Source organism: Thermosporothrix hazakensis, from assembly GCF_003253565.1.
Taxonomy (GTDB): Bacteria; Chloroflexota; Ktedonobacteria; order Ktedonobacterales; family Ktedonobacteraceae; genus Thermosporothrix; species Thermosporothrix hazakensis.
Map to the genome: position 1 here is coordinate 284324 of NZ_QKUF01000005.1, position 11059 is coordinate 295382.

Here is an 11059-nt window from a genome sequence, read left to right on the forward strand (position 1 = left end):
GCGCAAGCCCGAAAAACAAGCTACTACCACAAATCGGAAATACCTTATAATATGTATTTAAACGGAACACAACCAATTCTATCCACTCTTCTATTGTAAGAGAAGAGCCAATCAGAGAAGGAGTCTTACACTCAATGTCCCGGCAACAATTTTCTCAACAGCTTCGCCGTGAACGGGAACTCCGTGGCTGGTCACAGGCAAGACTGGCCGCAGAACTGGGAACAACCCCAAATACAGTGAGTGCATGGGAACGAGGTATTTCCCTTCCCTCTCCCTTTTTCCGGGAAAAGCTCTGTGCGCTCCTGGAAAGGAACGCGCAAGAAATGGGACTTATTCAAGCTGAAGCCAAAGAAGAAGCCTTGCAAGACATATCATATACAACTATTGAGATCCCTTCTAATGAGCAAAAACCAATTGAGCAAACAATCTTCTCTCACAAGACAGCACCAACAAATGTAGCACCCCAAATTATCAATCGGCCGCTGGATATACCCGAAGAGACACGTCCTCCAGCCAACAAAAAAGCCCGAAAGCTTCTGCTCCTCACCGCTATTCTGCTTATTCTCTCACTCCTCATCGGGGCAGGGAGTATCTACCTGACAGCGCAACAGCCGAATCCCTATACGCAAAAAGGCACCCTCGTTCTGGAAGATACACTCGCAGCCCAAAACCTGCATCTCAACTGGCAGGAAGGGTGGAATGAAAACCATGCAAGCTGCCAGTTTCGTAGAGAGGCTTATTTCTCTTATCAGCCGCTAGAGGGCTTTTTCCATGCCTGCATAGCTCAGGCAACCAATTATCAGAATTTCGCCTATGAGGTCGAGATGACACTGCTCTCGGGCGATTATGGCGGTCTCATCTTTCGCTCAATGAACAGTATTGACTCAAAGTACTATCTCTTCCGCATCCATACAGATGGCCGTTATGCACTCAAACTCTATATTGATAAAGTAGACGACCATGCGCCGATGCTGGCAGAGGGAACCTCGGCAGCGATTCGTACAGGTATAGCCCAGACGAACCTGCTTGCCGTCGTCGCCGACAAGGAGACGATTTCCCTGTATGCCAATCATCAGAAACTCGCCACCATTCAGAACAACACATATACACATGGACAAATAGGACTTTTTGCAGGCAACGAAATGCAGGCACCTGCTGAAGGCTTTTTCCGCAATCTCAAAGTCTGGACATGGTAGAGGCCACTTTATTTTGTAGAGGAAGGAGTTAGGACACTACTGATTGCAGATGTGAGCGCTTGAATCGTGAACGGCTTTTCAATTACCCCGGCATGAGGCGCGACCCGCAAGGCAAGCGCCACTTCTGAAGGAGCGGCAGCCGTACAGAAAATCAGGGGAAGAGAGCGCGTCTCAGGATGTGCTTGCAAGGAACGCAAAACGTCCAATCCATCAATCTCGGGAAGGTGGAGGTCCAGAATCAGGACATCAATCGGCAATATTGGTCGAGCCACACTCACGCTCTTTTCCCGCCTGCCAATGGGAGAGGTGAGAGCAGCCAGGCACTCCCGTGGATGCTCATAGATTGTGACCTGATGCCCTGCATATTGCAGCATCGTTGCACAGAGACGAGCAATACGCACATTATCTTCGAGTAAACCGACCTGCGCCATGATTCCAGAACTTCTATACTGCTGTTGTCTTCACAGTGAAGATTGTAATGTTTCAATGCATATTCTGTCAAGCGGAGCCCCTTTCGGTGTAAGAAGGCTCGACGCCACCCCATCTATGCAGTACAATCTTACGTAGCGCTTACTATTTCAACAGAGAAACCAGGCGGAATAACGATCTATGAGTGAACAGAATCCAGCATCCCCAATCAGTGTCGTACGCTATGGAATGGGCAAAGAGATTCGGCTGTACAAAGATGAACTGGTAATTACCGGGCAAGAGGTTGAGACGGAGACACGGGTATATCTTCAGGACCTCAAACGGCTGATCCTCATGCCCGGAGACCCCAATCCATCAAAGCTCATCCTCATGGCTGATCTGGTGGATGACACAACAGTGATGCTCGCTGAAGGAATGACCAACGCAAAGGACTTTCGGGCTATGTTACCGCAACTACTGGAACTGCATCCAGACTTGCAGCTTGATCCACCTGATATGATTGAGCAGCTTCGGCAGGCACTTAACACGCGCCGTGCATGGACACTGACTTGCTATGGAGCCATTGTTCTTGTATGCATCTTTCTTTACGTTCTCTACCTTGTAGTCGCATATTTAGGCGCTCATCGTCCATAATCCGACCTTGAGAGGTGCAGCCTGTCTACTCCTCTCAAGGTCAGCAACACTTACTCTTCAGCTTTCTCTTTCGTCTCGGCAAGACGCACAGCCCCTCGGCGCCGCCGACTCCTTGTCAGCACCCAGTAGAGCGCCACGAAGAGGACAAGTATGAGCACCCAGAACAGAATACGGCTGAATGGCCAGCCACCATTCATCCCGGGGAACAGATAAACGTCATTTGCAGTTGCAGCAAAAAGTTGTGAGTAGTTCTCAGCACCCAGAGCAAAGGCATAGACGATCGTTCCCTTAGGCAAACCTCCAGCGATCAAATTCCAGCTCTGACCTCCATCATTGCTCCGAAAGGCGCCCTTGTTCGTGCCGATATAGAGCGGCGTCTTATCGTTTCGGAAATCAACCAGCAGGGCCAACACTCTGGCCCCGGTTAAAGGAATTTTACCAGTCTTCCAGGTTTCTCCCTGATCCTGGGAGATATACAGCCCCTTATCGGTACCTGCATAGACCAACCGCTCCTGTCCTCCTCCTGCCGCTGCGGGAAGCACCACATTGACCGCGGTGTTAGCAGGCAGGTTATGCTGAAAAGAGCGCCACAAGCCCCCTTGGTCGTCCGAACGGAATACACCGGCAGTAGTAGTAGCCCATATCTGCCGGGCGGAGGGGTCATATGCAAGATACTTGATCGCAGCATTTGTGGGAAGCCCCTGGCTGACGGCCTTCCAGGATGTCCCTTTATCCGCGCTCACAAAAATACCATGCCCCGCAGTTCCAACATAGACACGGTGAGAACGTCGGTCATCAAACAAGATAGAAGTATATCGATCAGCAGGTAAGCCCATCTGTTGCGTCGAAATAAGCGTCCACTTCTGCCCCTCATCCGTGCTCACAAACAAGCCCTTCTCGGTGGCCGCGTACAGCTTCTCTCCAGGGATATCAAAGGCGAGAGCCAATACCGGATTTGGCTTTGACCAGCCCTGTCCCCGTTCTGTCCATTGTTGCCCACCATCGGTGCTGACAAAAAGCGTACCCTGCTCATCAGCAGCATAGATTGAGGCTGGTTTGGCGGGATTCACAGCCAGGACACGCACCGCATGTTTCTGCAAATTGCTGAGTTGCCATGCTCCACCACCAAGTGCACCACCATCAGTGCAGGCAGAAAGCAGCAGTATCAATAGCAGGGCCGGCAAAAGGACATAAACGTGCATTATTGGTTGCCTGTGCGCTTTCATGTCCCTGTAGAGCGCCTGTAACATCTGAATTTGAACCTTCACTCCGCTCTCCTTCATTCAGAGAATGAGCTGTATTTCTTCGCCTCTATTGTGTTGACGAGCGCAATAGTAGACGTGTGCAGCAGTTATAATGTCTTCCAGAGCAATTCCTATCCCCTTATAAAGGGTAATCGCATCGGGCGTTTCACGCCAGGGTATATCAATGCTTACAATCTCAGAAAGCTCATGCACCTCGCTCAAGTCAAAAAGCCCCTCATTCGCTGGAATAATCAAATCCCCGGCCTCAACACAGGCCTGCTCCAACGAATCAGTGACGACCAACGAGCAATGTTGGATCGTCGCGCTATCCAGCTCGCGCCTCTGGGCCCAATTGGAACCAATAGCGTTTATATGGCATCCGGGCTTGAGCCATGCTCCTTCAAATACCGGATAGCGTGACGTCGTCGCTGTGATAAGAATATCGGCATATTCTACTGCCTCTTTCGCAGTAAGGACAGGCCTGACATCAAGATTGAGCAGGTGAGACATTTCCTGGCAAAAGAGCTCACGAACAGATTGCTGTCTGCAATACACCAGGACAGTGGAGAGCGCTGGAAGCAGAGAGCACACACCCATGAGTTGCGTAACAGCTTGCTTACCCGCCCCGATCAGTCCGACGATATGCGCATCCGGTCTGGCAAGATATTTCGTCGCCAGCGCGCTCGCCGCTCCAGTCCGCATCGCCCCAAGCCATTCAGCCTCTATGATAGCAAGCAAGCTTCCATCATGGGCACTAAAGAGAAGGACAACAGAGCGCACACCTTCCCTGAAGGCTGTATAGGTTTTATATCCCAGAACACCAAAAGTTGGAGCAGCCGCGGCTTGCGTATTCAACACTCCATTCGGAATCATAATGCGGCTGCGCGGCTGATTCACAACCATTCCCTGTGATTGGGCGTTGAACGCCTCCTCCAGCACCGCCACCGTGTCATGCATGCTCAATAGAGAGCGCACATCATCTTCACGCAAAATCAACGCCATACAATAACACTCAGGAATGCTTTATAGCTTACTTTCCTTACGAATAATGCGACGAATATACACAACAGATTCCTGCATCTCATAGCCCTTTGGCAGCTTGATCTGTTTGCTACTCTGAGGGAAGAGTGTATCTTTAACCTCATTCAACACAGGAAGCGCCTGTTGCGTTGTTTTGGCAGCCGGGATCAGACGGCTCAGCAGGTTGCGCCGCAATAGTTCCAACCCGACGCCCAAAGCCAGTGCCCCGACACCAGCAGCAACACTCTTCGGAACTACAGGATTCTGTAAAACGGCCGGTAAGCGAGACGTGACAGGGACAATACCGCGAGATGGAGTCGCTAATTCAGCACCACACTGCTGACAATGCGTTTCCTCTGCTGCATTTTCAAACTGACATTGAGAACACTTCATCTATAGCCTCCTCACGAGGTGCTCTTTCTGTTTTTCAATATCTCAGCAATAGCCTCTATAACAATAGCGTTTTCCTCGATGGTATTATAGAAGTACGGCGAGATTCTCAATAAACCGGAATAACAGTCCACAATAATATTACGAGCAAGCAGTTCTTTCAGCATATCCTGAGGTCGCTCGACTTCCAGAGCAACAATAGGGCTCCGCCGCTCCTGTTCCAGCGGGGCGTGCACCTTCCAGCCCAGCTCACGCGCCCGAGCAATCAAATCATTACTCAAATAGCGCGAACGCTCGCAAATGCTCTCAACGCTTGCCTCAAGGACCATATCCAGGCCGCCATTCGCGGCATAGATAGCGGCCATCGCAGGCGTTCCCAACTCGATGCGTCGGGCATCACTCCGAAACACCAGTTCCTCTATGCGATACTGAAACTGCTCCTGATGACCAAACCAACTGGCAATTGTCGGCCAGAACGACGAGAGCAGCCCTTCACGAATGTAGACAAACGCCAGTCCCGGGCCACCCATCAACCATGCCTGAGTACTGGTCACCAGAAAATCGACATCCAGTGCGTTCACATTCACAGGAATCAAACCAGTGCCCAGATAGTCATCAACTAATACATACGCACCATGACGATGCGCTGTATCAGCAACAGCACGAATATCCTGTATATAGCCACTGGCCCCATACACACGCGAGGTCGCGACCAACACGGTCCGCTCATCTACAACCTCTTCAAACAATTCCGATGGCACATAGACCCGATCCGGGCTTCTCACAAACTGGCACTCAACGCCATAACGCCTCTTTGCCAGCCACTGGTAAGCCAGAGAAGGGAACTCCATATCCGAAAGGACGACCTTCTTCCGCTGGCTGTAATCAAGAGCAGATGCAATGGAACTCAGGGCAACAGAGACACTGGGAGCTATCGCAACCTCATGCTCTTGCGCCCCGATAATGGAAGCAAATCGGTTACGTGCTCTGGCAACTTCTTCAAGCCAGAGATCCTGCCGTGCCTGGCTTCCCCATTCATTCCAGGTGTCCAGAAACCGGGTCACGTTCTGAGATGAACGCCGAGAAAGCGCCCCACAAGAGCAACTGCTGAAATAAGTCTTGCGCTGCAAGATAGGGAACTCATTACGATATAGAAGGAGTTCAGGATGTTCTAGTGCTGGAGGGACGGGATATTGCATCCTGGAATCGCCCAAAGTCATCAACGCTAACTCCTTTTAACGATTAGTGCTTTGCCAGTCTCTACCGAGAAACTCACCCTGCTTGTATAGGGACGCATTCTATTCACTTATTTTAACAGAGGCTACCTAAAATTCACATCCCTTTCCTTCTGGCCCGTATCTCTATTCCTATTCGAGCATAAAAAAAGGCCTCTGCTCAAGGCAGAGACCATCAATAGCTTATAAGTTTGATTACTTCGCAAATTTGGCAGCAAGCTCACGAGCTCCCGGCTCAACCAGAATAGAGCCATCAGGAAACACAATCGTCGGCACGACGCGCTTTCCACCATTCAGCTTCACAACCAGCTCGGCAGCGCTCTCATCCTGCTCAATGTCAATTTCATCATAAGCGATGCCATGAGAGTCGAACCAGCGCTTGGCGAAACGGCAATCGCCACACCATGTGGTTGAATACATTACAATCTTTGTGTCGTTCTTTTCCTGAATTGTTTCGGCCACGGAATAAACTCCTTGAAAGCTATAGTTATAAGCGAGGTATGCTTCCTCATGAGTTACAACGTAGAGCAAAGCCGATCTATTCCCCCAAAAGAACGTCAGCGGCCAAACATGGCTACTTGCCTGGCTCTACTGGCGATGGAGAGCCCCAACCACCACCTCCCGGAGTGGCGATAATCAGGCGGTCTCCCGGTTGCACTCGGAGATGGACCTTCCCGGGTAGCACCGTTTCTTTTCCCTCGCTTAGCAGCCGATTTTCGCCCTTTGCGCCGGGCTCCCCTCCCTGTAGTCCATAAGGGGCAAAACGCCTGCGATCGGACAGCAAGGTCACCTCGGTAGGCACCTCAAATTGTATCTCACGCACCAATCCATCGCCTCCACAGGCCGCACCCACGCCACCGGAGCCCTCACGCAGTTGATAACGCATGATCCGCATCGGATAGGCATACTCAAACGCCTCAACAGGTGTGTTCAGCGTGTTACTCATATGGACATGAACTCCCGAAAGTCCGGATTGCCCGAGACTGGCCCCCATCCCGCCTCCCATCGTCTCATAGTAGGCAAATGGCTGTTGCGTACGCGGATCGAAACCACCCGCCGTAATATTATTCATGGTCCCCTGACCGGCTGCGGGAATCGTTGCCGGGAGAACCTGTGCCAGAGCTCCCAGCACAACATCTGTAATCCGCTGCGATGTTTCCACATTTCCCTGGGCGACAGCCGCGGGAGGCCGTGCATGAACAACCGTTCCCTCAGGAGCCAGTACGGTAACAGGCGCAAAAGTACCTGCATTGGTTGGCGCATCTGAAGGCATCAGACAACGCACGACATAATACACTGCCGATCTGGTCACCGCTGCGACCGTATTCACATTGCCCCGCGTCTGAGGGCTACTTCCACTGAAATCGACAGTAATATGTTTTCCCTGTACCGTCACAGCCACGCGAATCATCACAGGCTCATCAGTAACGCCATCATCATCTAAATAGTCGACAAAATAATAGGTCCCATCAGGAATCGCTTCAATGGCGGCTTCGGTAATGCGTTGTGCATAGGCAATAAGCGCATCTATATGGGCCTCCAGCACCTGTATTCCCCATCTCTCAACCAATTCCTGTAAACGCCTGCCAGCCGTCCGATTTGCCGCTATCTGGGCCGCCAGATCACCGCGTCGCTCGTCAGGAGTCCGAATATTGCGCAAAATCAACGAAAGTAAGGGCTGATTCAGCCGCCCTGCATCCCATAACTTGGAAGGAGGAATAATTACCCCCTCTTGATACACCTCGGTTGCAAGTGGCATCGAACCAGGTGAAATCCCTCCAACATCGGAATGATGTGCCCTGTTCGCCGCGAATCCAATCAAACGTTGCTTTCCCTCAACCTCGACATAAATCGGCGCAATCAAAGTGATATCGGGAAGATGCGACCCACCCAGATAGGGATCATTCAAAATAACGACATCACCGGGCGCAAACTCTGTAAACGCAGCCAGCGCAGAGGCCACAGAATCGGGCATTGCTCCCAGATGCACAGGCATATGATCTCCCTGAGCAATCAGTCTACCACGTATATCAAAGAGCGCACAGGAAAAATCACGCCTCTCCTTGATATTTGGCGAATAGCTACTCAGAGTGAGTACTGTTCCCATTTCCTCAGCAATAGCAGTCAGAGCGCTACGAAAGATTTCCAGACTAACAGGCGTTACATTTGGCGTCTTTCCCATGACTATTGCTCCTTCATTTGTTCAAGCAGAAGATTCCCTGTCATATCAACCCGTAAGCGCCACGCAGGCGGTACCACGGTCGTTGTATCATATTGCACAATAATTGCAGGCCCCGAGAGTTCGGTATCAACAGCCAGAACAGACCGCTCATAAATCGGCACAACAAAAGGCATTGCTCCAGTCTCCGAAGGGAATAGAGCCGTCCGATATGCAAATGGCTGTATCTCGTTCGTGTTCTGGGCCTTTCGACTCTCAAGGGCTGGTTTATGGGCTTTTCCTCGTGCCTTCAAACGCACATTCACCACCTGAACGCGCTCATTCGGGTCACAGTAACCAAAGCGCTGCTCATGAGCCATATGAAATCGCTGGACAGCCTCAACAATGGAACCAGTAAAGGGAACAAATAATTCATAGGATTGTCCGATATAGCGCATATCTAAGTAGCGCTCGAGCACAATATCTTGCTCAGCAATTCCTTCACGCAGAAGATCCGCATGCCCTTGTGCTTCCAAAGACGCTAGAGCGTCGATTATGGGCTGTTGAGCCTCTTCGACAGGAACCATGATAGTCTGCACATAATCTTTTAGCGTATCGGCGACAAGCATTCCCAGAGCTGACAGTACTCCTGGTGTCGTTGGAATGAGCACTCGAGGGATCCCTAATGCTGCCGCCAGTTCACAAGCGTGTAACGGACCAGCTCCACCAAATGCAACAAGGACACAATCACGAGGGTCGCTGCCCCGAGCAACCGAGATCACGCGAATAGCTGCTTCCATATTGGCATTCACGACACGAATAATACCCAGAGCGGCCTCTTCGACTGTTGTTTCCAGACGAAGCGCGATCTTCTCTACTGCATTTCTTGCTCGCTGGACATCAAGCGACATCGTGCCACCAAGAAAAGCCTCAGGGATCAACCTGCCAAGAACAACATTCGCGTCTGTCACTGTTGCTTCCGTTCCACCCAGACCATATGCTGCCGGGCCGGGAGATGCGCCAGCAGAAACAGGCCCAACTTTCAGAGCACCACCGACATCGAACCAGGCGATACTACCACCACCCGAACCAACTGTATGAATATCAATCATCGGCAACTTTGAGGGATACCCCCCAACCGAACCCGATGTCGTTTCGTTGATACCACCATCAATCAAGGCGACATCGGTTGAGGTTCCGCCGATATCAAAGGAGATCGCTTTCTGAAAGCCGGAAAGCCGTGCAACATAGGCTGCGCCAACCACACCAGCCGCAGGCCCGGAAAGCAATGTACGAGCCGCTTCCTTCCGCGCGGTTGTACAGGAAATAGAGCCACCATTTGACTGCATAATCCGAAAGGTGATTCCCGAGGGCAGCTTCTCTTCCAGAGAGGCCAGATATCGGCTCATTAGCGGGCCAACATAGGCATTGAGTACGGTTGTACTGGTTCGCTCATACTCACGAAACTCCGGTACAACCTCAGAAGATGCGGAGACAAAATAACCGGCCTTTCGTGCAGCATCAGCCACCGCTTGCTCATGCGTCGGGTTGGCAAAGCTAAAGAGCAATGAGATAGCAACCGACTCAACGCCGGCCGCATGGAGGGTACGCAAAGCCTGTTCCAGCGTCATCTGATCCAGAGGGAGTATCTCTTCTCCTCGCTCATTCAACCGCTCTATAACCTCAACGCGCAACGAACGAGGCACCAGGGGAGGCTGTTTCTGAACCCGCAAATTATAGATCTCAGGTCGAGTCTGGCGCCCAATTTCCAGCACATCTCGAAACCCTGCGGTCGTAATTAACCCTGTAACCGCTCCCTTTCGCTCAAGAACCGCATTCGTAGCTACTGTAGAACCATGAATCAAAACGCGCAACTCATCAAAAATACCGAGGTCATTCAATCCACGGAGAATCGCTTTTGATGGATCATCGGGTGTAGAAAGCACCTTGTGGACTCGCAACGCACCTTTCTGGAGCACCACAATATCGGTAAAAGTTCCGCCAGTATCAACACCAACCAGATGCGTAACCATTGCCTTACTCCTTCCCCTTCAATGACAAGTTCTCGGGCGCCAATCTCTCCCTCTTCTATAGCGACAGAATCAAAAAGAAAAGGGAACATATGATTCTAGCAAAAGAGGAACAATGAATTATAGTACACGTTTCCCCAATCTGGCGCTATACTTTAGCAACAATTCGGCCTGTATCATTCCAAAAAGGGATACACGAATAATACTCTATTTCAGAGTTCTCGTGAAGAGGATTGTAACTGTGAAGGCACATACGGATAGAGAGCAAGCGCTTCAGTGCAACACTGGAGCGCTTTTCACCTGATGGCGGGCCAAAAATGCAAAAAGGCCCGTCCCCGCTTCCGGGGCGAACCTCTTTCTCCTGTCCACTGAAGAGTAGAAAGCAATCTCTCAAGAGCGATCATTCAATTTTGCCGAACTGTCATCGATGCTGCACCCGCTCGGACACCTTCCTCTGCACCACTTCCCCTCACCTGCGAGGCTCCGATTCAACAAGCCGTTCGACCATTAGTCCCGTTCCGCTTCGCCTGTTACCAGACGTCCACGCACGGTCTATCTACCAGATCTTCTTTCTGGGGTCTTGGCTCCCTCCTCTCGGAGAGAGCGGGAAGACTCTTCTTGGGGTCGGCTTCGCGCTTAGATGCTTTCAGCGCTTCTCCTTTCTTGACGTAGCTACTCAGCTCTGGCCCAGGCAGGCCAACTGACGCACCAGCGGTCAAGCCAT

10 protein-coding genes and 1 rRNA gene are annotated in these 11059 nt (G+C 51.2%); 2 read left to right on the forward strand and 9 right to left on the reverse strand.

Going from position 1 to position 11059, the window contains the following annotated elements:
• Positions 1-134 precede the first annotated feature (134 nt).
• Positions 135-1196, forward strand: coding sequence for a helix-turn-helix domain-containing protein (locus EI42_RS10635; RefSeq protein WP_111321656.1), 1062 nt, complete (start codon positions 135-137; stop codon positions 1194-1196).
• A gap of 8 nt (positions 1197-1204) precedes the next feature.
• Here the strand turns inward: EI42_RS10635 and EI42_RS10640 are convergent, their stop codons facing one another.
• On the reverse strand, positions 1205-1627 hold the full coding sequence (locus EI42_RS10640; protein ID WP_111321658.1) for a response regulator: 423 nt from the start codon (positions 1625-1627) through the stop codon (positions 1205-1207).
• Between the two features lie 178 nt (positions 1628-1805).
• Between EI42_RS10640 and EI42_RS10645 the strand changes: the two genes are divergently transcribed.
• Positions 1806-2258 (forward strand): hypothetical protein, encoded by a 453-nt coding sequence (locus tag EI42_RS10645; protein WP_111321660.1) that lies wholly within the window; start codon positions 1806-1808, stop codon positions 2256-2258.
• 50 nt (positions 2259-2308) lie between these two features.
• Here EI42_RS10645 and EI42_RS10650 read toward each other — a convergent pair whose 3' ends face one another.
• The 8 genes from EI42_RS10650 to EI42_RS10690 form a co-directional block, all read right to left on the reverse strand.
• Entirely contained in the window at positions 2309-3526 is a 1218-nt protein-coding gene (locus tag EI42_RS10650) for a WD40/YVTN/BNR-like repeat-containing protein (protein ID WP_170142529.1), read from the reverse strand.
• A gap of 15 nt (positions 3527-3541) precedes the next feature.
• The gene (locus tag EI42_RS10655) at positions 3542-4504 is read right to left on the reverse strand and encodes an ornithine cyclodeaminase family protein (protein WP_111321664.1); all 963 of its coding nucleotides are present in this window, start codon (positions 4502-4504) and stop codon (positions 3542-3544) included.
• A 21-nt stretch (positions 4505-4525) separates the two neighbouring features.
• Positions 4526-4915 (reverse strand): hypothetical protein, encoded by a 390-nt coding sequence (locus EI42_RS10660; RefSeq protein WP_111321666.1) that lies wholly within the window; start codon positions 4913-4915, stop codon positions 4526-4528.
• An 11-nt stretch (positions 4916-4926) separates the two neighbouring features.
• On the reverse strand, positions 4927-6132 hold the full coding sequence (locus EI42_RS10665) for an aminotransferase class V-fold PLP-dependent enzyme (RefSeq protein ID WP_111321668.1): 1206 nt from the start codon (positions 6130-6132) through the stop codon (positions 4927-4929).
• Between the two features lie 210 nt (positions 6133-6342).
• The gene (locus EI42_RS10670) at positions 6343-6609 is read right to left on the reverse strand and encodes a mycoredoxin (protein ID WP_246046372.1); all 267 of its coding nucleotides are present in this window, start codon (positions 6607-6609) and stop codon (positions 6343-6345) included.
• 112 nt (positions 6610-6721) lie between these two features.
• Complete coding sequence (locus EI42_RS10675; RefSeq protein WP_111321670.1) at positions 6722-8329, reverse strand: hydantoinase B/oxoprolinase family protein; 1608 nt, start codon at positions 8327-8329, stop codon at positions 6722-6724.
• A gap of 2 nt (positions 8330-8331) precedes the next feature.
• On the reverse strand, positions 8332-10338 hold the full coding sequence (locus tag EI42_RS10680) for a hydantoinase/oxoprolinase family protein (protein ID WP_111321672.1): 2007 nt from the start codon (positions 10336-10338) through the stop codon (positions 8332-8334).
• A gap of 484 nt (positions 10339-10822) precedes the next feature.
• A 23S ribosomal RNA gene (locus EI42_RS10690) occupies positions 10823-11059 on the reverse strand; the annotation flags it as partial.

Bases quoted from the DNA above. Each gene is read 5' to 3' on its own strand.
- EI42_RS10655 (WP_111321664.1), bottom strand. From the start codon at position 4,504: ATGGCGTTGATTTTGCGTGAAGATGATGTGCGCTCTCTATTGAGCATG.
- EI42_RS10680 (WP_111321672.1), bottom strand. From the start codon at position 10,338: ATGGTTACGCATCTGGTTGGTGTTGATACTGGCGGAACTTTTACCGAT.
- EI42_RS10665 (WP_111321668.1), bottom strand. From the start codon at position 6,132: ATGACTTTGGGCGATTCCAGGATGCAATATCCCGTCCCTCCAGCACTA.
- EI42_RS10675 (WP_111321670.1), bottom strand. From the start codon at position 8,329: ATGGGAAAGACGCCAAATGTAACGCCTGTTAGTCTGGAAATCTTTCGT.
- EI42_RS10640 (WP_111321658.1), bottom strand. From the start codon at position 1,627: ATGGCGCAGGTCGGTTTACTCGAAGATAATGTGCGTATTGCTCGTCTC.
- EI42_RS10645 (WP_111321660.1), top strand. From the start codon at position 1,806: ATGAGTGAACAGAATCCAGCATCCCCAATCAGTGTCGTACGCTATGGA.
- EI42_RS10635 (WP_111321656.1), top strand. From the start codon at position 135: ATGTCCCGGCAACAATTTTCTCAACAGCTTCGCCGTGAACGGGAACTC.
- EI42_RS10660 (WP_111321666.1), bottom strand. From the start codon at position 4,915: ATGAAGTGTTCTCAATGTCAGTTTGAAAATGCAGCAGAGGAAACGCAT.